This is a genomic window from Halorubrum sp. Atlit-8R, from assembly GCF_003666025.1.
In the GTDB taxonomy this organism is placed as follows: Archaea; Halobacteriota; Halobacteria; order Halobacteriales; family Haloferacaceae; genus Halorubrum; species Halorubrum salinarum.
In genome coordinates this window covers 304073-326809 of record NZ_QPLV01000001.1, presented here as the reverse complement: position 1 = coordinate 326809, position 22737 = coordinate 304073, and the positions used below count along the sequence as shown (strand labels likewise).

Annotated in this window: 19 protein-coding genes; 7 read left to right on the top strand and 12 right to left on the bottom strand. The window is 55.1% G+C overall.

The genetic code is table 11. From position 1 onward, the window contains the following. Nucleotides 1-208: 208 nt before the first annotated feature. The 5 genes from uppS to DVK05_RS16745 all read right to left on the bottom strand — a co-directional run bounded on the left by uppS (nt 209) and on the right by DVK05_RS16745 (nt 7060). Complete coding sequence (uppS, locus tag DVK05_RS01480; RefSeq protein WP_121561672.1) at nt 209-1177, bottom strand: polyprenyl diphosphate synthase; 969 nt, start codon at nt 1175-1177, stop codon at nt 209-211. A 157-nt stretch (nt 1178-1334) separates the two neighbouring features. Next, nucleotides 1335-2570, bottom strand: a complete 1236-nt coding sequence (locus tag DVK05_RS01475) for an ABC transporter permease (protein WP_121561671.1) — start codon at nt 2568-2570, stop codon at nt 1335-1337. Beyond that, nucleotides 2570-3799: an FtsX-like permease family protein gene (locus tag DVK05_RS01470; protein WP_233559322.1), complete on the bottom strand. Its 1230-nt coding sequence runs from the start codon at nt 3797-3799 to the stop codon at nt 2570-2572. Before DVK05_RS01470 ends, DVK05_RS01475 begins: the two co-directional genes overlap by 1 nt. Further along, a complete protein-coding gene (locus DVK05_RS01465) occupies nt 3796-4500 on the bottom strand; it encodes an ABC transporter ATP-binding protein (protein WP_121561670.1) in 705 nt (234 codons plus the stop codon). The genes DVK05_RS01470 and DVK05_RS01465 overlap by 4 nt, the downstream gene beginning before the upstream one ends. Nucleotides 4501-4531: 31 nt before the next feature. Beyond that, a complete protein-coding gene (locus DVK05_RS16745; RefSeq protein WP_147437697.1) occupies nt 4532-7060 on the bottom strand; it encodes a PGF-pre-PGF domain-containing protein in 2529 nt (842 codons plus the stop codon). A gap of 121 nt (nt 7061-7181) precedes the next feature. Between DVK05_RS16745 and DVK05_RS16740 the strand changes: the two genes are divergently transcribed. The 4 genes from DVK05_RS16740 (at nt 7182) to DVK05_RS01445 (ending at nt 10977) form a co-directional block, all read left to right on the top strand. After that, nucleotides 7182-8417 (top strand): hypothetical protein, encoded by a 1236-nt coding sequence (locus tag DVK05_RS16740; protein WP_147437696.1) that lies wholly within the window; start codon nt 7182-7184, stop codon nt 8415-8417. A gap of 186 nt (nt 8418-8603) precedes the next feature. Next, nucleotides 8604-8879, top strand: coding sequence for a hypothetical protein (locus DVK05_RS17505; protein WP_121561668.1), 276 nt, complete (start codon nt 8604-8606; stop codon nt 8877-8879). Next, the gene (locus DVK05_RS17740) at nt 8880-9995 is read left to right on the top strand and encodes a DUF4350 domain-containing protein (protein ID WP_121561667.1); all 1116 of its coding nucleotides are present in this window, start codon (nt 8880-8882) and stop codon (nt 9993-9995) included. Further along, the gene (locus tag DVK05_RS01445) at nt 9988-10977 is read left to right on the top strand and encodes a MoxR family ATPase (protein ID WP_199712274.1); all 990 of its coding nucleotides are present in this window, start codon (nt 9988-9990) and stop codon (nt 10975-10977) included. Before DVK05_RS17740 ends, DVK05_RS01445 begins: the two co-directional genes overlap by 8 nt. 77 nt (nt 10978-11054) lie before the next feature. Here DVK05_RS01445 and DVK05_RS01440 read toward each other — a convergent pair whose 3' ends face one another. From DVK05_RS01440 to DVK05_RS01435, 3 genes are all read right to left on the bottom strand, one after another. Beyond that, nucleotides 11055-11825 carry a hypothetical protein gene (locus DVK05_RS01440; protein WP_121561665.1) on the bottom strand — a complete coding sequence of 257 codons (771 nt, stop codon included), beginning with the start codon at nt 11823-11825 and terminating at the stop codon, nt 11055-11057. A 124-nt stretch (nt 11826-11949) separates the two neighbouring features. After that, nucleotides 11950-12471 carry a hypothetical protein gene (locus DVK05_RS16735; protein ID WP_147437694.1) on the bottom strand — a complete coding sequence of 174 codons (522 nt, stop codon included), beginning with the start codon at nt 12469-12471 and terminating at the stop codon, nt 11950-11952. Continuing rightward, nucleotides 12468-13895 carry a DUF58 domain-containing protein gene (locus tag DVK05_RS01435; RefSeq protein ID WP_121561664.1) on the bottom strand — a complete coding sequence of 476 codons (1428 nt, stop codon included), beginning with the start codon at nt 13893-13895 and terminating at the stop codon, nt 12468-12470. Before DVK05_RS01435 ends, DVK05_RS16735 begins: the two co-directional genes overlap by 4 nt. Nucleotides 13896-14006: 111 nt before the next feature. Between DVK05_RS01435 and DVK05_RS16730 the strand changes: the two genes are divergently transcribed. The 3 genes from DVK05_RS16730 to DVK05_RS01430 all read left to right on the top strand — a co-directional run bounded on the left by DVK05_RS16730 (nt 14007) and on the right by DVK05_RS01430 (nt 18215). Continuing rightward, nucleotides 14007-15374 (top strand): hypothetical protein, encoded by a 1368-nt coding sequence (locus DVK05_RS16730; RefSeq protein WP_147437692.1) that lies wholly within the window; start codon nt 14007-14009, stop codon nt 15372-15374. A 55-nt stretch (nt 15375-15429) separates the two neighbouring features. Continuing rightward, a complete protein-coding gene (locus tag DVK05_RS16725; protein WP_147437690.1) occupies nt 15430-17517 on the top strand; it encodes a hypothetical protein in 2088 nt (695 codons plus the stop codon). A gap of 170 nt (nt 17518-17687) precedes the next feature. Continuing rightward, on the top strand, nt 17688-18215 hold the full coding sequence (locus DVK05_RS01430) for a metal-dependent hydrolase (RefSeq protein ID WP_121561663.1): 528 nt from the start codon (nt 17688-17690) through the stop codon (nt 18213-18215). Nucleotides 18216-18220: 5 nt separating this feature from the next. On the opposite strand, the gene DVK05_RS01425 is transcribed toward DVK05_RS01430, so the two are convergent. The 4 genes from DVK05_RS01425 to DVK05_RS01410 form a co-directional block, all read right to left on the bottom strand. Next, nucleotides 18221-18790, bottom strand: coding sequence for a metal-dependent hydrolase (locus DVK05_RS01425; protein ID WP_121561662.1), 570 nt, complete (start codon nt 18788-18790; stop codon nt 18221-18223). Nucleotides 18791-18860: 70 nt separating this feature from the next. Continuing rightward, entirely contained in the window at nt 18861-19772 is a 912-nt protein-coding gene (locus DVK05_RS01420) for an NAD-dependent epimerase/dehydratase family protein (protein WP_121561661.1), read from the bottom strand. A 1215-nt stretch (nt 19773-20987) separates the two neighbouring features. Then, on the bottom strand, nt 20988-21923 hold the full coding sequence (locus DVK05_RS01415; RefSeq protein WP_121561660.1) for an NAD-dependent epimerase/dehydratase family protein: 936 nt from the start codon (nt 21921-21923) through the stop codon (nt 20988-20990). Between the two features lie 123 nt (nt 21924-22046). Continuing rightward, nucleotides 22047-22244, bottom strand: coding sequence for a hypothetical protein (locus DVK05_RS01410; protein ID WP_121561659.1), 198 nt, complete (start codon nt 22242-22244; stop codon nt 22047-22049). Nucleotides 22245-22737 lie beyond the last annotated feature (493 nt).

Below are 22737 nucleotides of genomic sequence, written 5' to 3'. Positions count from 1 at the left end.
TACCGGCGTGACCGATAATGCCACATGTATGTTACTGACAAAAAGATTGTGAACACCAGCATCCGTCTGTGAGTTTTGGTCTGTTGGATCTCCGAGGTCGCGGTTAGAGGAGCTTACCTTCTGAGTGGCATCCCGGCTGTGATTAATACGAAAAGAAAGAGTCGTAGTCGCTCCACCTTTTCAAGTGAAGAGTTTGTACCCTCTGGAGTTAATCGTTTGAGAGAGATTGACACTGCTGTGTGTCCGCGTCTGTGGCTGTTATTTCGGTATCAATATTGACTATGTTCGCGAGTTGGGTGGCAGTCTCTTGTGGAAGCTGGCTACGAAGCCGGTGGATTAGTTGTACTCGCGGCTGGTATTCCATGTGTGTAGCCGCACGAACAAGCGAGAGAGCACGGTGAAGTTGGGTCTCTTGCCAGGACTGTTCGCGTGCTTCATACGTGCGGATGGCCCGCGCAAATTCCACTTTATTGAACTCTGGCCAGTACGGTGTACAAAAGTAGACCGCAGCTTCATTTCCACTCGCATGCCACGGAAGAAAATTCGAGGTGCGTTCATCTCCACCAGTCCGGATTACTAAATCGACGTCTTGGACTGGCCTCCGGTATAACCTCTTTCCGATCGTTTCTGCCGTGATTGCGTCTGGCTCCAACTCACCGTTCGCAACTTCTCGTGTGAGTTGCTGGGCCGTCCGCAGAAGTTCGTTTCGGCCGCCGTACGCTAATGCGATATTTAGGTTGAGTGTCTCATACTGTTGGGTACGTTGTTCAGCGTACGCAACTGCCTCAGCCACGCGGTCTGGGAGTCGTTGAATTTCACCCAACCCATGTATTGATACTTCGTTATCGTGAACAAGATCCGCATCTGCAAACGAGTACAGTCGATCCTCAATCAGATCAAAAAGGTCGAGAAGTTCCTCATCCGGCCGTGCGAAGTTTTCCGTCGAGAAGGTATATAAGGTGACCTCAGTAATATCAAATTCAGTACACCAATGGAGCATGTCTTCGGTCGTCTCTGCTCCGTAAGCGTGCCCATCCGAGGGATCAAGCCCTCTTTCACGGGCATACCGTCGATTTCCGTCTTGGATGACAGCAACGTGGTCCGGTGTCAATTCAAGCGACTGCTTGATCTCGCCAACGTAGATGTCGCGAAGCCACTCTCTCGCCCGCTCAAACATTATTTGTGAGTATACATCAACACATGTGTTAATTAAGGTGTTCACTTGACGGCTCCACGTCTAGAACGAACGTCGATTGGGGCAACCCTCACAGAGGAACAAGGAGGAAGCCCCACAGCTTCAGCTGTGAAAGGGATCAGACAGATCAGATATCTTATTAATTGATTAAGCCCCGAGTGGACGTCGCCCGCGTAACACGCCAGACACCCAGAAGGCCACCGAGCAGTGCGAACCCCCCAGCAACAACTCCCCCAGCAACATAGGCGTACCGTGGGATCTGTACGAGCCCTTCGAATCCGGTCACAGCAAACGCAAGCTGGTCAAGAGCAGCTGCGAGTGGCGGAGTCAACAGTGCGCCCAACAGATACCCACCGACGGCAATGCTGACGGCTTGGACGATCGCGATCCCAGCAATGCCACGCCGGGTTGCGCCGGTGGCACGAAGGACAGCAAACGGTTCGCACTGGATATACACTAACGACAAGAGCAGATTCAGCGCGAGCATCCCACCAGCAATTATGCCCAACACTACAAGACTCGTGCCGGCAGCAAGCACGACCGCCTGCTGTTGGAGGACCTCAACGAACTGCTCTTGATTGGTGCGGAACGTATACTCGGGATATGACGTGGCGAGGTCTTCCCGTACAGCCTCACGATCGGCGCCGTCGACAGTAGTGATGGTAATCAGTGTTGCGCTGTCATCATACGCGTTACCAGTGAGCGTTTGGAGTTCGCTCAACCGCAACGTGACTGTGGATGTCCCCAAAAAGTTCGAGAAGGTAGGAGAAATTCCGACAATCTCAAACTCGTTCGCGCGAGCACTCGCAATGGTCCCACCGACGTGGATGGTGTCGCCGACCGTGAGGTTCTGTTGGGCAGCAAGTTCTGGTGAGATGAGTGCTTGATGCGTGAAATTCCCACTGTAGGTGCCATCAGCGTAGTGAGTGTTTGGACCCGTAAATCGCTCGCCAGCTGTAACGCGTACGGAGCCACCTGTGCCTGGCGTTCCGCTGCCAATCATCGTCTCGAACTCCTCACCATTAGTGCTGACGTACACGACTTGGAAGGCGAGTGGAACCGCTACTCGCACATCCTCGTGTTGCTCGATCTGGTTGGCAATGGTGTGTGCGTTTGGAACCGGGTTTTGGAAGCCGCCGACAGTCCCGGGTGCGAGGTCGATCGGGCCGCCAGTAACCCACAGATCACGGTCAGCTTCGTTGAATAGCTCGTTGCCAGTTTCGGTCACGCCAGTCCCAACACCAGCAAGCAGGGTGACAGATAAGACGGCAAGCGCAATGCCGATGACCGCAAGGACAGTTCGGGTTTTATCCCAGCGGAGTTGGCGAAGCGCAATCCATATTTGCCCGAAAATCTGTCTGAGTCGTGTTTTCATTAGCGTGTAAGTGCTGCTAGCACGTCTGTCTGTGTTGCCAGATACAATGGATACGGAACAGCAAGTACGCCCACCGCAACGGCTGCGGCCAGCGCATACAGAATGATACCGGGTGTGAGTGTCGCTAGTGTCGTAACACCAACAAACTCCGCGATGGCGGCGTTCAGACCAACAATCCCGACACTCCCGAGAGCAACGCCAAGCAGCCCGCCAAGGATCGCCACGGTAACTGTCTCCGTAATCACAACGAGTACCCGAGCCCGCGTCGAGAAGCCGACAGCACCAAGAATAGCTATCTCTTGACGGCTCGCAGTTAGCTCTAAGCCCATCATTGTCGCGACGAACGCGACCCCAATCCCTCCAGCAACAACAGTGGCAGCCAGCGCCATCGCGAGTGGTAAGTTCGTGGTCGATGTCTCTGCGCCTGCGAGCCCGACACGTGAAACCACACTCGTCCCCGGATAGATGTCAGTAAGTAGTGATTGAACGCTGGGGTCAGTCGTACTCACCAGAATCTGGTCAGCGGTATCACTGCTGGCTTGGCCGGTGAGTGTTTGAAGTTCAGCAAGCGGCATCACAATCGCCGGCACCTCACCCACGCCAGCATCGAGATTCGTGTCTGTCACGTGGGAGACGGTCCCAGTTCGCGTGCTCCCACCGAGTGCGAGTTCATCCCGCTGTGTCACGTTGAGTTCAGTGGCAACAGCAGGGGAAATGACCATCTGTCCTGTCCACGGCCCAGCGTATGACCCGTTGTCATAATGGACGTATGAGTCCGCTAATGGAGTCGTATTGAGTCCGGCAACATGTCGCCCTGATTCGGGGATCACGCCCAGCACGAGGACATACGTCTGCTCGTTGGTTGCTGGGTGCCGAAGCTGAATCGGCGTGATCGCAACGGGAGTTACGTAGTTAATCCGTGAATCTGCCCGTAATTGGGCTGTAATGCGATGGACCTCGCTCAGTTGGGCTCCCTCTGCGTTGAGTGGGACGCTCCCTGCGCCCGACTCGTCAGGGACGATCCAGTAGTCGATATCCTCACTCTGGACGGTTGCGCCACCAGCGAGCCCCGCTGACAGACTCGTGACAACGACCAACAACGCGACCGCAAGGGCAACACCGGTGATTGAGACGAGTGTGCGGCCGCGTGCGCCAGTTCGGAGGCGACCAACAACGCGTCGGACACCAAGGCCACAGATCCCCGCCAGTTGACGTCGTCGACTACTCACGTCTCTCGGCGTCCATCTCGCAGGTTGATCACGCGGTCTGTTCGAGACAGGGTGTACTCGTCGTGCGACGCGATGACAACTGCGCGATCCGCAGCAATGTCAGTCAACACATCAAGCACCTGTTCACCCGTTTCACGATCAAGTTCACCGGTTGGTTCGTCAGCAATTACAACCGCTGGATCCGCAGCGAGCGCCCGCGCAATCGCGACGCGCTGTTGTTCGCCGCCGCTTAACGAGCCGGGGCGGTGTTTGTGACGGCCGTCGAGGCCGACCGCGTCAAGCAACTCCGTGGCGCGGTCACGCCGTGTAGCGCGGCTCTCACCGGCCTGAACGAGTGGCACTGCGACGTTTTCTACCGCGGTGAGCGCGGGCAAGAGGTGGAAGCGTTGGAATACCATCCCAATATGCGACCGGCGAAATGCTGTTCGTTCACGCGACGAGAGGGTTTGGATTGAGGTTCCGTAGATCTGAATATCACCGGCCGTTGGCGTATCAAGACCTGCGAGCAGGTGAAGCAGTGTGGATTTGCCGCTACCACTCGGTCCCGCAACCCCGACGACCGACCCGTGTGTGATTTCACACGAGACGTTGTCGAGCGCCGTCACGGTGGTCCCGCTCGTTCCGAACCGGCCTGTGCTGCCTTCGTACCGACGGGTCACGTCCGAGCAGACGACCGGGGCTGAGCTGTGCTGAGTTGCCATGTGGAGGGCGGGTGAAAGAGTCGTGTGTTAGCTACTCTTGCTCATTGACGAAGTAGTAGATGAACCCGCCGGCAATTAGGAGGCCAAACAGGAGGGCAACGAGAGCGATGCCGAGGTTCCCACCATCGTCACCGTCACCGGTCCCGTCACCGTCACCGGTCCCGTCACCGTCACCGGTCCCGTCGCCTCCATCCGCATCAGCACTCACAACAGAGATGTCACCAGCGCTGACAGCGTTGACAGAAACTTCGAAGTCACCTGCTTCGGTCACGCTCACCTCGAAGGTTTCCTCTGTTGTTGCGCCGCCATCAAGCGTCACTGTGCGCGTCTCAACGACATTGCCATTAACGAGCACTTCGAGCTCGGTTTCACCGCTCTCGTCGCCAGTGTTTTCGATGGTGGCTGTCACGTCGAACGTCTCATCGACGTTGACTTCGTCTGCGCTGAGGCTGGCGGCAGTAACCGAGAGTGAGGCGGGCTCAACTGCCGTAATCGCGAACGTGGAGAAGCCAGGCACTTCAGCCACGAACACACCATCGCCACGGTGCGTCGTTTCGAAGCGCTCCCACGCACCCTGAGTCTCGTTGTACCGCTGGAGTTGGACATCTTCTGGGTCGACGTCGTTTTCTTCAAGTCGCTCGAGGTCAACCGTGAAGTCCCACTCTACACTGTTGTAATCCTCGTCGGTGAGGTTCCCCGCGTCCACGTCGACGTATGTGAACGGGGTGCCAGTCTCAACCGGCGGTGTCGTCTCCGGCGGATCGTCACTCGTCGAGACGTTCACGGAGAAAGTGTCGCGGTCCTGTGCGAGATTCACCGTGAAGTTCCGGACCGAGGCGCCGTTCCGGGACACGTTCCGACCGACGCCGAACCGGGTCGGCGTGTTCGCCCGAATGTTTTCAACCGTGACTGACGCGCCACCCTCTCGTTCAACAATATTAAGATCTTCAGGCGATGGCTCAACAACTTCGGGTGCCCCGTCACCGCCGTCACCGCCGTCACCGCCGTCACCGCCGTCACCGCCGTCACCGCCGTCACCGCCGTCACCGCCGTCACCGCCGTCACCGCCGTCACCGCCGTCACCGCCCGTATCAGTGCTATCGACAATAGTGATCGTGGTACTGTTCGTGCTGACATGCCCGTCTTCTTGATCAGATGCGATGTGAAGAAGGGTGTATGTGCCAGCCTCCCACTCCTCCAATGTCTCAACTTCGATTGTTTCTTGGCTGGTGGCGTCGCCAATAGCAGTCATCGAGGCGTTCAACGTTGTATCTCCGATGGTATTGAACGTGGCCGCGTCGCCGGCTTGGTCACGGATATTGAATCCATCAACCAGCGCATTCCGGATATCAAAGAAGCTGTCTGCTTGGTCTTCTGTGCTTACCGTGCCTGAGAATTCCTCAGAGGCGATATCAGTTCCAGATATCTCTATATTCGGCTGTACATTAGCAACTCCTTGTATCTCCGAAATTGTTGAAGCAACTGTCACATCCTCGGCGCGTACGTCACGCGAGAAGCCACCGTCGACTAGGATTTCTGTTTTACTCTCGCTGAACGTATCTTCGTCAATGACGGCAACTGCGTGTGAAATATCTGTATCAGTATCAAGAGCAGCTGTCGCAGTTATCGAGACATTATTTCCGGCTGTGACCTCATTACTGTCAAGCTCAATTGTTGAGGAGGCCTCTTGAGCCGTAACAGCATCAACCCCAAGTGCGGTTGTGTTATTGAATCGGGGGCGGTCATCACCCTCGTCATACACATCACCGCCAATGTGCCCAATTAAAATGTATGTACCTGCCTGGTCAAGATTGACAGTTGCCTCTTGAGTTCCGTCGGCACGGATCTCACCAGCGGAAACAGTGCTAAACTCCGTGAGCTCTAAGAACTCTTCCGAAGTCAGTGCCTCCTCAAATCGTTCTGTAGTTAACGTTTGATTCTCAGCAAAGGAGTCGGCAAACGTCTCAAACTGGCTCGTCTCGTTGAAGAAGTCACGGACAGTTCCAAACCGGACCTCGTTTTGGTTTTGAACGGTTGATTCGAAGTCACTGTATCCCGGAACATCTTCAAAGGCATTTTCAACCTCGTCAACACTCACGTTCTGAGCGTTGAGAAACACCTCAGTCGTATCTTGATTTGCGTCAATACGCGTGACTAGCACTCTGAACTCTTTCTCAGGGAGGTCTGATGTCCCGTCGAGATTAAACGAGACATCATCACCTTGCTCGAAAATAGCTTCTTGGGAGGTTTCGATGTTGACACCCTCAAGAGTTACTTCAGGGGAACTAACCGTGGTTGCTGGCCTGTCAGGGCCGTCTGTTCGGTCAACCTTTACAGGACGGAGGGGGGCACGCTCCCAGACCGCTAACTCATTAGTAACGTTGATTGTACCAATGTCTGAGTGGACTGGCTGCCCTGTGGGCTGAATGGCACTCTCTGATGGGGAGAAACTCCCGTCTGTGGCAGCCACGGCACCTCCAACGAATGGCCCCATCATGGATCCTATCATGACGAGGCTGAATAAAATAGCGAGCGTTACTTGTCTCGCTGAATGTGTCATACGTTGTAATTTTTGGCATCACGTTTATATCTTTCTTACGAGAGGACTACGGGTACTAATGACGAGGTTATTATGAGTTGCGACCAGAAAATTGATACCATGTCAGGAGCCATAGAAAGTTATGAACCGTCGGTTAGCCCTCCTTGTTGCTCTCCTTTGTCTCGGAATCACCGTTGGAAGCGTGACTGTTGGCGGTCAGTCGACGAGTGACTTCGCGTTAGACTCAGAGGCGACAGTTACAATCCCTTCTCAGACAGTATCAGATGGATTTATTGATGGAAAGTTAGAGGTCGACAAGACCGCAGTTATTACCCCAGATGAATCGCTTACTGGGACAGCAACAGTACCAGATCGAGAGAACAAAACATATGAAATACAGTTCCGTGACTCTGATGAGTCGCTAATTGACGCTAAAAGTACTACTGGAGCGGAAACAACGTATGAATTCGCAGATAGTGTAGAGTCACCCGGGAGCTATGGGGTGAATATCCTCGATCCCGATGAGGGTCTTATCAAGTCAGTATTACCGGTCGTGATTGCGTCACATGAGGTGGAGTCGCTAAGTATCAATGGATCGGCACCAGAAAACGCAGAGATTAATCCGTCTGAAAATGTATCTGTCGAAGCTTCTCTCACAACACTAGAGCCAACATCAGTCGAGTCAGTGACTTTGACTGTCTGGGATGACGACCAACGTCAGAATATCACGCTGACAGAGACAGCTGATGATCAGTATGAAGGAAACATATCGTCGCTCGAGCAAGGAGAGTACCAGACACAGGTTAGGATTCGCGGGGGTGAAGATGTAGATGGACGGCCCTCTCTAATAGGATTGAGCGAGGCTTATTCACTAACTGTTACCCAGACGGACGAGGATTCAGATAACGGTGGAAGCGACGGTGATGATGGAAGTAGCGGAAGCGACGGTGATGATGGAAGTAGCGGAAGCGACAGTGGTGATGGAAGTAGCGGAGGTACGGATAGCAACGGAGATAGCAGTAGTGGGAACGACGGCAGCGGAAACACAAGTAACGAGCAAACAGACAATACTAATACCTCTAGTGGGAACGAATCTGATACTTCCGGGGACGGAGCAGAGACTGGTTCATCGACAGACAACAACTCAACGGATGGGGAGACGGATTCGTCATCTGACACAGACAGTTCGGCTGGGGGTAAAGACGATGATTCGACGGGTACGAACGGGACTACCAATGAGGATGAAACAATTGAGCCTAACGAGGGATCCATCTCGTCTGATACTTCCAACGATAGCATGCCACTATATGCGGTACAGGCAATCTTGATCGCGACAGTAGTTGGTGCGGGCCTTCGTCGAATCGCCAATATGCTGTAATTTTGTTGTACTCAGGCTATCTCCACCAGCAAACAATGCGATTTGTATTGTTGACACGGGCGTACAAGAAAGAAGAGCGTGATATAAAACAGAGGATGAATCCTAAGTTGAATACATACTGGGAAAATACATACAAGAGAATCGTACGCTCAACCCGGCAATACAGAAGTTAATGATGAGTAACTAATGAGCTTGGAGAAGCGACGGCAATTTGTGTACGCGCTCGTTGCGTGGATGGTAAGCGTAATTCTTCTACTCACCGTACTTGATGCGTTGGAACTAGAGTTGTTTTTTGTCGTGTCTCTGATTGGCCTGCTCGTCGTTGTTGAGTTGACTGCTCCATTCAATGTCACACCACGCTGGCGACGACGGCTGCTCCCAATCGTTCTTATCGGACTGGCTGGGTTCAGCTACATTGTCATCCGCCGCATTATCGAGATCCTGCCAGCGGGGACATTCTAAATGCGGAGACCACCACTTCCACGCCTCGTCTTGTACGTGCTGATCGGGCTTCTCGCAGGCGCACTAATTTTTGCTGCGAGCACCTCAACAGCCTCATTTGGGGCGTATAACCCCCAGTGGGACGGTACGAGTGAGTTTCGAGAGCTTGTCAACGAGCGGCCAGACAGCCGAATCGCTTTTGAGACGACTCCATACGAGACGGAGAACGCGACAGATGCCGTTGCGATTATTCTTGCGCCCACAGAGTCGTACTCGGAGACTGATTCACAACGCATCCGTGAGTTCATTGAGCGGGGAGGGACTGTTTTCATCGCTGATGACTTCGGGTCACACAGCAATCCGCTCCTCGAGACAATTGGGGCCGACGCTCGGTTTAGCCGCCTCCCGTTACGTGATGAGCGAGAGTATTACCGTGGGCCCTCACTCCCAATCGCGCCGAATGTAACGGCCACGCCGTATACAGAGGGGGTCTCACAACTCGCGTTAAATGGCGCTACTGCGGTTGAACCTGGGAATGCGACGCCGATCGTGACGAGTTCGGAACTCGCCTATCTTGATCGGAATGCGACGGGAAGCCTCTCGGCTGGCGATGAACTGGGAGCGTATCCTGTCGTCGCTGTCGAGCCCGTTGGAGAGGGACAGGTCATCACGGTCAGCGATCCGAGTCTCTTTATTAACTCAATGTTGACACAGCCGGATAACCGGATCTTTGCGACGCAGCTCGTTGACACACACGAACGGGCGATACTCGATTATTCACACGCCGGTCCACAACCACCGCTCGCGCGTGCGGTAGTATTGCTGCGTACATCACCACTTCTTCAGGTGGGTGGTGGACTCGCCACACTCAGTGTGTGGCTGCTGGTGCGGCGCCGCATCCGTACGGAGACAGTAGGTGGCGCTGTCGAAACCCTTCTCCCAGCGCGTGTGCTGTCGCTGCTTCCACGCTGGCTGCGAGACAGCCCTGGCACAACACGGCCACCTCACGTTGATACAGCGACGCTACAGGCTATCGTTCAAAAAGAGTATCCCGAGCTTGATCTTGATGAGGCACAGCTTCAGCAGGTGATGGCAGCTGTTTTATCTGAGCGGTCACGAGACGAACAAGATGAGTAGTCCCGAGGCGCTGTACGAGACGCTCCGCGAGGCGGTTGGCGATGTCATCGTTGGCAACGAAGAGATTTTAGAAGGCCTGACGATCGCGCTACTTACTGATGGGCACCTCTTGTTGGAGGGCGTACCAGGCGTCGCGAAAACGACGATTGCCAACGCCTTCGCGCGGGCGTCCGGGCTCTCGTACAGCCGGATTCAGATGACACCCGATATGGTGCCCGCTGACGTCGTCGGGACAAACGTCTACCAGCAGGCGACTGGCGAGTTCCAGCTGAAAAAGGGGCCTGTGTTCGCAAATCTGGTCGTAGCCGACGAGATCAATCGGGCCACGCCAAAAACGCAGAGTGCGTTGTTAGAAGCAATGGAGGAATCGACGGTTACGATTGACGGTGAAACTCTTGAGCTGCCAGCGCCGTTCATGGTGATTGCAACTCAAAACCCAATCGAGATGGAGGGCGTGTTCGAGTTGCCGGAAGCCCAGCGCGACCGCTTCCAGCTGAAATACACCGTTGAGATTCCCGACCGGACTGACGAACGGAAGGTGCTCGACCGGTTTGACACGGCACCCGGTCTTGGCCCATCAGCGGTTGAGCAGGTCATCGACCCGGACGAACTTCAGCTCGCAAGCGACGCAGTAACGGACGTCTACGTTGCTGATCCAGTCAAAGAGTATATTCTGGATCTCGTGGCGGCAACACGTGCGTCACCAATGCTACAACACGGCGGCTCCCCACGGGCCACACTTGCCTTCTTGAGTGCTGGCAAGGCACGTGCTGCGATTCAGGGGCGTGACTACGTGATTCCAGACGACGTCAAATCGCTCGCAGCACCCGTACTCAAACATCGTGTGATCCGGACGACTGACGCCGAACTCGCTGACGAATCTGTCTCCGAAATTATCGACGGGGTGCTTTCCGATGTGACACCTCCTAGTGCCGACACCACATTTGCTGAGACAGACGACCAAGCGGTGCCGAGCGAGTAGCTCTCTGAGAACTTACGGAGAGAACAGTCGACGTCAGCTAACGTATGTCAGTGGTGCGTTTTGAGACGGGCCCTTGCTTACTCGCGGTGACCGTATCGACACGTTACCGTAAGCGGGTCTTCCTCTGTGACGGTTACCTCAACGGGTTCCGCAAGTGCCTCGACGAGACTCACGCTGAGAAACGAGGCAATTGGGTGGTCAATGGCTCTCGGATCGCCTAACCCGGCGCCACGAACCTCAAACGTGACACGCTGTGTGTCAGTATCGACTGTGGACTCAGCGCTGTCAGCGAGTTCAAACACCTCAACCAGCGCATCAGCGAGAACGGGCGCAGCCGACTGTGGACGTGTGCCGAGCGATTGGTCCATGGTGTCGGAAAACTCTTCGAAGAGCGGAACACCGGTCGGGTGAAACGCAACGCCGCCTGTGGTTGGATCCGCAGGCACGACAAATAGATCCAGATCGGTGAGTGACTCAGGGAGTGGCGCGTCTGTGTCCCGTGGGACAAAGAGCCGGACCTCATCTCCTGGGACGTATACGGGATCACCCCGAAGCCCGAGCTCATCGATTGTCGCCTCACGGTCAGCGTGAACCGCTTCGAAGAGGCGCCCCCCAATCTCCGCTGAAATGAAGCGTTCAGGCGTAATAAAGTAGGTGAGCACCCCGGCAAAGATCCCAGTCCCACCAAGCGCAAACAGGACAGTCCGCGCATCGGGAAACACGACGCCACCAGCGATCCCGAGCAAGCCTACGATCAACAGGCTCACCGCGGTCCGACGATACGCGGCCTGGCGGGCGCGGGCGTACTCCTCTCGAAGCTGTCTGTTTTCGGCTTCAAGCACCGCCACGCGAGTCTGGAGTGCGTCTGAGGTGTCGGCCGTAGAGCCAGACTCATCAGATGCTGGTGAGTGTGCGGACTCAGTACCGCCAGAGTGCGCCATTATGATATCCTCTGATTCATGTCACTCCCAATTATCCTTGTGTTTCCGGGTCTGGGTTCTCGGCTGGCTCAGCGGGGGTGACAAGGTCAAGTCGGACGAGCGTCACCCGATACGTGAGGTAGACGCTCCCCGCGACAGCGAGAACCAACAGCCCGCCTGTGATGAGCAGTCCCTGCTCGCTTGTTCCTACTACAAGGGCGATTAGAGCGCCCCACCCGAGACTTGTCACGACGAGTGTAGTCGGATCACGTGACGACCGGGCTCGCTCTGTTAACACAGCGAGGAGGCCAAGTTGTACAACGCCGACGGCCGGTGAGAGTCCACTCACGACTGGAATAAGCGCCAGCTGGCCAAGGACGAACGCAAGCGGGGCCGAACTAACGACCCCCGCAACGCCGAGCGCCACGAGTGAGGCGATTGGCAACGACGATGACAGACTCACCAGCGCGGCCGCAGCGAGCCCAAGCCCGAAGATGCTGCCCCAGTCACGAGCGCGCAGCTCGAAGACAGCAGGTTCATCTGGGTACGGGAGCTTCGATGGCTGTTGTGTCATTGCGGTCTCACCCCTGTCGCTTGGCGGTGAGCAAGCACACGCTGGATGCGTGATTCGGGTGCGACTTCGAACGCACTAACGCGGGGGTGCCGCTCGAGATCGCGCCGTAACTCCTCGAACTCACGATAGCGGTCATACAGCTCGGTGAGATCAGCGAGTGCTGGTGGCTCGAACAGACAGTATGGCGTCAGAAACACCAATATCCGGCTGTCTCCTTGAATCGCTGTCTTGACTGCTTCACGGAGTTTTTCCGGGTCTTTATCGCTGGTGACGATCACGATGATTCCGTCACCCCCACCGGTTGAGTGTGCTTGGCGGACAGTACTCACAAGCGGGTCATCCTGAAACCGCTGGACGTACTGTGTTTGCTCTCCGACGTATGCGCCAAGGACGGTTCCAAAGGGGCTTGTATCTCCTTCCAGCCGGGTGGCAAGCCGGCGTGCCTGGGGTGCCGATCGAGTGCCTTCCGTACGCGTCTCGGCCGTCGGTTGGAGAGTATACAGTGTTGACTCAATCCGAGTGTACGTCTGTGGCGTTGTGCCCGCAGCGATTTGGGCGGTGATTCCTTGTGCACCGACCGCGCGAAGACCAAGTGGGTCGCCGTAGTCCGCGGCTGTCTGTGCGATCCCACCGGCGACCTCACGTGCGTACTCAAGCATTGTCCCGCCGTCAACCCCAGCAGCCATGCGGTGGCGGTGATCTACAATGAGAAGCGTTTGGCGGTCTGTTTCGCCCTCTGTTTCGCGCACATACGTCTCCCCAAGCCGAGCCGTTGCGTTCCAGTCGATCTGTTGAACATCATCGCCTGGGACATACTCACGCAGCTCCCGGGTTGTCACGCCCGGCCCGGGACGATCTGAGCGATGTTGCCCGTAGGCACTTTGGACACCGGTCCCGCCTTGACCGATATGGAGCTCTGGCGTGTGGGGTTGGACCGTTAACGTCGGTGTCTCCGTATGTGAAAGTGTCACCGTATACAGCTGGTATCTATCACCGATCGTGATTGCGACGGGCGGGAACTCGAACTGGCCAACAACGGAGGGGGAAATCGTACAGGTTGTTGTCCCGGTTGTCGCTCCGGCCTTGAGCGCGACAGAGGGATAGTCGGTGTCAGTAGTGACGCCAGCAGGCAGTTCGGCATCGATAACGAGTGGCTCCTGTGCCGCTTCTGAAGAGCGAGAGACATGAAGCGTGAGTTCCGTCGCTGTGTCAACAAATAGTGTCGTGGCGTCAAGTGTGTACTCGACAGAGAGCTGTCGCTGCTGTGTCCGGAATGACTGGCTGGCGGTAATGGCCCCGCCAAGGAGCCACGCTCCAAGGCCAGCTGCGGCGACGAGAAACACAAGTTGGTCTGCGAGAATTCCAAGGCCGACTAAAAACAGGCTGGCGCTCGCAAGCGTCCACCACTGCTCCGTGACCTCCATTACTTCTGTCTTAGTGCGGGGTAAATTGAAACTTGGCTTCTCGGTTCTCGTGTTACCCACCTGTGGTGTGGGGCCAAAAACTTGAAAATGGAGCTGTAATTCAACTGAACTATGACTGACGAGGATACAGAGTTGGCACACAAATCACATTGGGAACGGTGGACCGACGATAGTGGTCCCTTCTACCGATCGTGTGCTGTCTGGCCGCTTGATTCGGGCAGCGAACCCACGACGACAGAAAACCAAGATCGACCACCAGTACAGTTCACCACAGGCATTACACGACAGTTACTCCGACATCTTCCAACAGTCTTGGGAGTCTCGATGGCACTCTATTTCGGCATCAATTTGGCCCGAGCTGTTGGGACCGGTGAGGTTCAACTTGTGCTCCCACAGCCGACACTCCGCGGCGGCGCAGTTCTCGTTGGTGGGATTGGGGTTGGATTGGTGTGGGCATATCTCGTCTACCGGCTGTTGGCATCCGTCATAAGTGGCTCTGGGATGTATCGAAGTCTATTATTTTTCGCAACAGCACTTCCATTAGTAGCTGGAACCGCCTACGCAGTCTACATCGCATTGATAGTCACCGGAAGCGATGCTGAACCAGCCCTGACTGTTCAAGCCGGCTATTTTTTGTTTGTCTTGGTCGCTGGGCATCTCGTCTATGATGGATTAGCCCTCAAGACTGAGAACTTGTTAACTCAATTGAAAAACAGCAGTATTGTCTCACAGCCAGCGTATGACGAGTTCTATACCGAACTCACTGCGGTGTTAGGTGATACACTAACTATTGGGCCGATAGCAATACCACGGTCAGCGGCGTTTGCGCTCGTTGTCGCAGTAGGTCCACTGCTATTGCCAGTCATTGTGAGTCCGTGGGCTGGCTGGGGTGAGATTGCGTATGTCGTCTATGCCATTGTGACACTATTCGTGATTGCGATGCTGTATGATGTGTTTGTTTTGGTGTACAAATTCACAGACCTTCTCCAGCGAGATATTCTCAGATATCAGCCATTCCATCCCGACGATCACGGTGGGTTTCGTGATTTTGGTCGGTTTGCCACTCGTGTCAACGTGATTTTGGTTATTGCCGGTGGCTATGTCGCGTATCGATTCTACGCTGAAGGTGTGCTTAATATTCCCGCTGGGGGAGTTGAGCCAACGCTTCTCGGACTCACATGGGTGGTGTTGTATATCGGTCCGATTGCTGCGTACGCATCATTGGCGTTGTTCTGGCTGTACCACTCATTTTGGCGACTTCATCAAAAAATGGAAGAAGGACGACAGAAGCGGATCGAAGAGCTACAACGGGTGACAGAGAGCGACGACCAGCAACCACGACAAGACTTCGCTGACTTGGACGTATCAGCTACAGCGTGGGAATCACTTCGAGAGGCACCAACGTGGCCAATTAAGCGACAGGGACTGTTTGGGATACTGGTGATAGATGCTGTGCCAGTTGTGATCACGTTTATATGATACTGACTGCTACCTAAGCGACGGTCGTCGCGCTTTTTATTGTGGTCGCCATTAGATGGCAACTGTGTCGGCTCGTACGCGTCGTTTCGCACTCGTCGTGGCCACGATCGTTCTTGTGAGTGGACTTGCGGTCACCGCGAGTGCGACGACACCTGCTTCCGAGCCACTCAATTCGACGGAGGCGAACACCACGCCGTCACACCAGAACCCAACAGAAGTATCTGAGAGCGGCGACAGCCAAGAAGTTGGGTCATACCTCGCCCGACAGCTTGGCTCTCGGCTTAACGCGAGTGCCATTGCTACCAGCGATGAAGAGTATGAGACTGGACTGGCCCTCATTGGCAACGAGTATGATGTCTTATTAGAAAAGTATGCTACTGTATCGGCCGACACTGACCTAGCGGAGACAGCAGCACAGTTTAACCTCACGCGTGAACAGCAACGTGAAATCATTACGTCGGCCCAGCAGCTCAACCAAACGGCCGCCGCCTATCAGCAGGCTGTTGAAAATGGGAATGAGGAAGAAGCACGGGCACTTGCCCGTAACATCGTCCAAAATGCGAGCGAACTGAATCAGAGTACAACAGCACTCAACCAACGGTACGGTACGCTCGAAACAGAGACCAATCTGAACTTTGACGCTGCGCAGGAGGCACTCAACGTGAGTCAACGGCGCCTCACGCAAGCAGCTGGCGCGGTTGCGGCTCGTGAATTTACAGAGACAACTCTCACCATCCAGCCAGCGCAATCAAATCTGTCGGCGACAGAGCCAACAGCGGTGAGTGGCCGGCTGACGGCTGCGAATGGAACGGCGATCGCAAACGCCACAATCCAGATTGGGATTGGTGAGGATACGATCACCGCTCGGACGAGGGACAATGGCACGTATACTGCAATGTATCAGCCACTCGTCGTCGCACCAAATGCGTCGGTTCTCACAGCGACATACACGCCGGCTCCAGCAGCTCCATATTTATCGAGTACAGCGTCAACGAACATTTCTGTTCATGGGCAACCGGCTACCTCGATTACGGTGACGAATGCGACCACAGAAGCTCAGTTTGGAGATTCAGTCAATGTTTCCGGCTATACAAATATCACTGATCGGGACGCTGGCTCACGAGTTGGGCTGCCGGTTACACTACAGGTTGCTGGCGAAGAACTGGCGCAAACTGAAACAACAGCCAATGGCAGTTTTCGGTTTCAAATAAGGCTTCCCGAGCAGATCCCTGCCGGTGAGACGACACTCCGGGTTGTGCTTGCCACCGAGGACCTGATTCTGCCACCGTCGAATACAACGGTACCACTAACAGTTGCTTCGACACCGACTGTGCTGACGGTTGAGATGGCCGATAACGAAGGAACTGATCAAAATGTCTCAATTGCTGGGACACTCACAACCGAAGAGGGCGAGCCACTTGCTGATCGGTCCTTACAACTCCAACTCGCAGACACACCAATTGAGACAGTCGAGACAGACGCAACTGGACAGTACCAAACGACCATCGACCGCGCAGAAATCTCTGAAGAGACGCAGATGTTAACTGTTGAGTTTGCTCCCACCGGGAGTAATATCGAAGCAAGTACAGCAGAACAGACGCTGCCTGTATCATCGACGAGCCCGTTCCGTCGCCCGATACTCGTCGGAGGCATACTGACGCTACTGATTGCTGGCGGGCTGTTAACTTGGTGGAGGGACACAACTGTTTGGAGATGGCTCCGCAATCAAGTGGCAGGCGAAAATACGTCCACCCAATCAGCAGTCCCGTCGGCGACGGATACGCGCGACGAATCCCTACCTAGTAGTGTGGCTTCTGAGGCGATCGATTCTTCGAGTGATACACTTATTGAGCGTGCGCAAACCGCACTTGATGCTGGTGACCCTGATGCTGCTGTACAGTTCGCGTACGCTGCGTTCAGGACCCAGATGACACCGGCCGATGGAGACCTCCCAGAGACACACTGGGAGCTGTATGACCGATGGCAGGGAATAGATCATTCTGACTCTTCAGAGATACATCAGCTTACAACCGCATACGAGCAAGCGACGTTTGCTCCTGAGTCAGTGTCAACAGAGACGGCTCAAACAGTCGTCGGGATGTTGCCATCTATTGTGGGAGCTCTAGAAACACACTCAGCATGACCGTGTAGTGACCAGAAACACGTGATCTAGAATTATTGAGGTGTGCGGACAGGCGCTTGTGAACCAGACATGCCCGCCGCGTGGGGTTTCTCTGCGTGACCACGGAAGAGGATGTCAAGTGGGTTCTAGCCAAAAGAAAACTCTTGAGGCCTGCTCGATGAACAGGTAGCGTGTTCCCGCACGAGCATCTGTTCGTCGCTCTCTTTCCTGTCGTTTTGTACGTCGGTATCCGGGATCGACAACTACCAACACGGGGAGTCGCATTTGCGACAGTAGTTGGGAGTCAGTATCCCGATTTGATTGATAAGCCGCTTGCCCACCAGTTTGAGGTGATTCCGAGTGGTCGAGTATTCATGCACTCGATTCCGTTCGCGATCCCGATCGCTGCCTGTGTCATTTTGTATGGCTGGCAGACGGATCGGCTGCGGGTGGCTGGTGCCTTTGTCGTCGCGTATCTACTCCATGTGCTCGGAGACACCTATCAGGTCTTGCGTACTGGGCAGATTCCGGCCGATCTGTTGTGGCCCTTCGTTGCGGCACAAGCGCGACCTGAAGTTCCGTTTTGGGCTGGCGTCGACGGTGTCAATGTGCGACTGTGGACTGCGTTTTCGGTGGCCGTGCTTGTGGTGACGCTGGGTGTTGTGGTGCGGGATCTGTGGAGACAGTACAGGGGTAAGACAAGAGATAGCCAAGCGTAGGTATCTCACACGCAGTCTGAGCGTGGGTGTTTCCGGTGGTAGAGTCGTAGTCCTACGAACATAGCAATAGCAAGAATGATCAAGTTCACCTGCGGATGAGTCCCCATCTCTTGGTAGATCCGGAAGAGTCGAACCCACGGCGCGACATCGTCGGCCGGAGATACTGGCACAGAATAGAGCGGGTACACCAGAAAGCGTGTAGCCCACAGATCACCTGCGAGGAAAAACTGGTACGTATCGCCAAGCAGGTGACTCGCATATCCGAGCGCAAACGCTGCTGGGGTGGCGGTTCGGAGTCGTTCGGGGAGGCTCTCAGCTGTCCAGCGGCTGCGAAGGCGGGTCGTGGCCCACCAGACCGCAAGCGAACATATCGTGAACGTGAATACGGAGTGGGCGAGCGAACGGCCATATCTGAGGATCTCGAGATACGCCAGGGGTTTGTCGATGAGATCCGGAAATTGGCTCCCAAACGCAAGCGGGACAAGCGCAAGCCGGGCGGGGAGTCGATGGGTGTTAACCAGCGCGTAGAGGACATACCAGAGATACGCGAAGGAGAGGTGGCCTAATGGAAGCACGTCAAAACACTAGTAGTGGATGTCGTAAATAAGACTAGCTGACTGAGAATCCTAACAGCTTCTGAGGTAGCTACTGGTACGGTTCACACACCCGCGACACACCCTCCTCAAATCCAATTTTGGGCTCCCAGCCGGTGGCCTCATGAAGCTTTGAGTAGTCCGCCATCGTGTCGTGGACGTACTCATCCAGCGGGTTCTCGATGTATTTCGGATCGACATCGGTCCCAAGTTCCTCGTTGATCAGCTCGATCATCTCGTTGAACGAGTAGCTCTCTTCGGTCCCGACGTTGTAGATCCCCTGGAGTTCGTGATCGGCAGCGAGCTCACACGCACGCACGACATCGTCAACGTGGGTGAAATCGCGCGTTTGGGTGCCATCACCGAAGAGCTCTGGGCGGTCCCCATTCGCGATCTTGTCGGTGAACTGCGCGACCGTGTTGGCGAACTCGCCTTTGTGTTTCTCGGCGCCGCCAAAGCCCTGATACACGGAGAAAAAGCGCATCCCGGCAAGAGTCATGTCGTGGAAATTGTGGAAGTACTCTGCGTAGCGCTCACGCGCGAGTTTTGAGGCCTCGTAGCCAGTGCGGGCTTTGACGTTCATTGTCTCAGGTGAGGGTTTCGTCCGATCTCCATAGATAGAGGACGTAGTTGCGTACACGACCGTGTCACACCCGTCTTGACGGGCCTGTTCGATCGTGTTCACGAATCCCTCAACGTTGACGCGAGCGCCCTGTGCGGGATTCTCCTCGTGCATCTTGTACGAGGAGAGGGCTGCGAGGTGAAACACGACGTCAACGTCGGTGGGGAGATCGTCGTCGACGACCGAAGCGTCGACAAACTCAACATCATCGTTGAGGTTGTCAGGCGTTCCAAGGTAGCAGTCGTCAACAACGACCACATCGTTGTGTGCCGCGAGATGGTTGGCGATATTGGAGCCGATGAAGCCAGCGCCGCCTGTGACGAGGACACGTTGCGCTTCCATGTAGTGGACTGCTCAATGTGTCCGTGAAAACGTTACGATACTGAAAGTATTCCCATCTGTCTCACCCTATACGGATTAATAATCAGTTATTATTCCCTCGAATTTCGGAACCTATAGCATCCGGAATAGCTATTATTCGGTTACAGGAATTTGTATTATGCCCCGCCCGGACGGCCCCCCCCCTCCTAGCGAGCAGCGACTCGTCCAACGCCTCCGCACCGAGCTCAGCGAGTATCTGTATGTTGTGCTTGTCTATCATGACGAATCAAGCCAGCTCTTGTACGTCTCACCACATGCGAAACGCGCCCTCCGCCACTCCGATGAGCCAATAACTGAGTCACACCCCACCCTGACACAGATCAAGCGAAGCTGTACTGACCAGACTACCGATCAGACACTCCCACTTGGTGAGCACCGATGCTCGGTCCAACTGTATGATGAGTGGCTTCTGCTACACTATACGGAGCCGCCGTCCGGGGTTATCATCGGTGTTGATGCCGCAAGCGCATCGAATTTGCGGGATTTTCTCGCCGACATCTCTCCTGTGGTCTCCGATGCGTTGTCGGCCAATTAATCTGTGAAAAATACTATCAACAGAACATCTCACCGCAATACAGAACAGTTGTGAACTACCGGAAGCGTAGGGAGACAGTCAAGAAAGGCAGTACCAACTCTTCAGCCTACGAAGTCCGGTCGTCTCGTTTGAGAATGACCGGGTCCGAAGATTATCGTGACTTCGACCGTCTTCGACACCGGTCACATTTAGCGGTCGCTGAGAGCCCGCGTGGAATTGGCCGGCCACAGTCACACCGCGGACCATTTGCGGTCTCAGACATAGATTTATGTGAGATATTCTGAGTAATAGTTCTTGCTCAGCATCTACACAGCTCACAGCTCGTAGACGGCGACATCGCCGCCGCAGCCGGGACACTGTTCGTGGTTCCACGTGAGATTTGCCCCGCAGTTGCGACACTCACGATGTCTTGTCGAAGCGCGTGAGCTGTCTCCACGAGTGAGCACAGCTTGGAGCACGTCTTTCAGCTCCATCGATACACCGCTCATGTTGTGTGACGGATATCAATGTACTGGCGGTTTGGAGGACCTGCTGTGTGGGATGACCTCGGGATGACGCACGGACGACTGAGTTCGGCGTGAAAGCTCCACGAGAGATACTCCTGAGCGAGTCTATACACCTCACAACGGGGGTGAGCTATTTCACTCGACGATTTCGTCGATGAGATCGCGAGTGCCCTGCCGCACAGCCTCATCACTCGAGCGTGTCGGCTCCCACCCGAGTGCGGCAAGCTTCTCGGTTGAGAGCCGCATCTTCGGCACGTCACCCGTCCAACCGCGGTCGCCACCAGTGTAGGTGTACTCCGGATCGACATCGAGTTCGTCGCTGACGATGTCTGCGATGTCGGTGACAGACGTAGTTGTTTTCGTCCCCAAGTTATGGATGTTGAGCGGCTCGTCGGCATGTTCAACGACGTATTTCATCGCCGACACGCACTCTTCAACGTACATATAAGACTTCTCTTGGCAGCCATTACCGAGAATTTCGAGTTCAGTGGGATCGTCGATGAGTTTCTCGATGAAGTCAGGGACAACGTTGCCACGTTGGTACGGCCCGACAATATTCGCAAAGCGGAACACCCACGACTGGATACCATACGAGTGCGCGTATGTCGAGATGAGCGCTTCATCGGCGAGTTTTGAGGAGCCGTAGATTGAGATTGGCTCAAGTGGGGCGTAATCCTCAGGAGTCGGCCGTGGTGCCTCGCCGTACACCGTTGAGGAGGAGGTGAACGCGAAGTGGTTGACATCGGCACCACGCATCGCTTCAAGGAGGTTGTACGTCATCTCGGTATTTTCCTCGAACAGTTTCCGATCGTCGTCGAAGTTCGTGTCTGTGTACGCGGCGAGGTGGAACACCATATCGAGATCACCGGTGACGATCTGTTCGACGTCGTCGCGATCCGTCAGGTCGGCTTTGGTGAACGTGACGGACTCTAGCACTTGCTCACGCTCACCTTTCGAGAGGTCATCAGCAACGCGGACTGTCGCACCCGCATCGTCAAGTGTCGCTGCGAGGTGGCTCCCGACTAGGCCTGCGCCGCCCGTGACGAGCACAGTGGCATCTGTCAAATCCATATGTAAACAACAGCAGCAACCGGCATGTAGATTTGGAAACAGAACAGTCGTCAAAGGACCGGTGTCAGTGAACTCGACGGCCACCCGTTAGTCAGTCAGGATGGTGTATCTAGCTCCGATCGGTCACTGCTGGACAAGCCAATACGCCAAGCCGAGCGCCTCGCGGAGCATGACACCAGCAGCAAACACGTAGACTGCCTCCAAGGGAAGCGGAAGAAACTCAATGGTCGCAACAGCGACCGACATAATAACACCCATCCCCACCCATGCGAACGCGAACTGCCGGTCAGCGCTTGTCGATTGTGTCCCCAGCCGAGCCATACGGCCACTTCTCGCGACCTTGCCAAAAAATTTCGCTCGAACGTAACCCAGAGACGATGTCAACGAGAGAGATAGCTGGCCAGCAGTGGACTAACAACAAGGTTTCAACTCAGCAGATGCTGCTGCTAGGCCGGGTATTGACTGGATTTCCATCAGCACCAGGACGACTCAGTATACTTTCACCAGATAATTCAGCAATGAATGTGATTTCAGGCCGAGCACGGCCCTCTAGTTCCAAGCAGCATCTTCCACGCGTCTTCTCCTGGGTGGCAACACCGGTGCGGCTGCGCTCGGGAGGCCAGCTACCTTAGTCCCCACGACCGCGAATATCGATGGTACAGCCATTTTCAGGCACTCATTGAACCTACTCAGGCGGTAGTTTCAATGTTTCAACTTGGTCATTACTATCCTTATATTATGTGTGTAAAAGAGCAATGAGAGACGGAGTCGACACTCTGTGTGATCGACAATGACCCGGTGGCGTCGCGTCGCT

Coding starts and splice junctions, on each gene's coding strand:
- DVK05_RS01435 (WP_121561664.1), bottom strand. CDS start 13,895: ATGGAGGTCACGGAGCAGTGGTGGACGCTTGCGAGCGCCAGCCTGTTT.
- DVK05_RS01420 (WP_121561661.1), bottom strand. CDS start 19,772: ATGGAAGCGCAACGTGTCCTCGTCACAGGCGGCGCTGGCTTCATCGGC.
- DVK05_RS17505 (WP_121561668.1), top strand. CDS start 8,604: ATGAGCTTGGAGAAGCGACGGCAATTTGTGTACGCGCTCGTTGCGTGG.
- DVK05_RS16725 (WP_147437690.1), top strand. CDS start 15,430: ATGGCAACTGTGTCGGCTCGTACGCGTCGTTTCGCACTCGTCGTGGCC.
- DVK05_RS01465 (WP_121561670.1), bottom strand. CDS start 4,500: ATGGCAACTCAGCACAGCTCAGCCCCGGTCGTCTGCTCGGACGTGACC.
- DVK05_RS01475 (WP_121561671.1), bottom strand. CDS start 2,570: ATGAAAACACGACTCAGACAGATTTTCGGGCAAATATGGATTGCGCTT.
- DVK05_RS01410 (WP_121561659.1), bottom strand. CDS start 22,244: ATGGCTCGGCTGGGGACACAATCGACAAGCGCTGACCGGCAGTTCGCG.
- DVK05_RS01445 (WP_199712274.1), top strand. CDS start 9,988: ATGAGTAGTCCCGAGGCGCTGTACGAGACGCTCCGCGAGGCGGTTGGC.
- DVK05_RS01415 (WP_121561660.1), bottom strand. CDS start 21,923: ATGGATTTGACAGATGCCACTGTGCTCGTCACGGGCGGCGCAGGCCTA.
- DVK05_RS16745 (WP_147437697.1), bottom strand. CDS start 7,060: ATGACACATTCAGCGAGACAAGTAACGCTCGCTATTTTATTCAGCCTC.
- DVK05_RS16730 (WP_147437692.1), top strand. CDS start 14,007: ATGACTGACGAGGATACAGAGTTGGCACACAAATCACATTGGGAACGG.
- DVK05_RS17740 (WP_121561667.1), top strand. CDS start 8,880: ATGCGGAGACCACCACTTCCACGCCTCGTCTTGTACGTGCTGATCGGG.
- DVK05_RS16735 (WP_147437694.1), bottom strand. CDS start 12,471: ATGACACAACAGCCATCGAAGCTCCCGTACCCAGATGAACCTGCTGTC.
- uppS (WP_121561672.1), bottom strand. CDS start 1,177: ATGTTTGAGCGGGCGAGAGAGTGGCTTCGCGACATCTACGTTGGCGAG.
- DVK05_RS16740 (WP_147437696.1), top strand. CDS start 7,182: ATGAACCGTCGGTTAGCCCTCCTTGTTGCTCTCCTTTGTCTCGGAATC.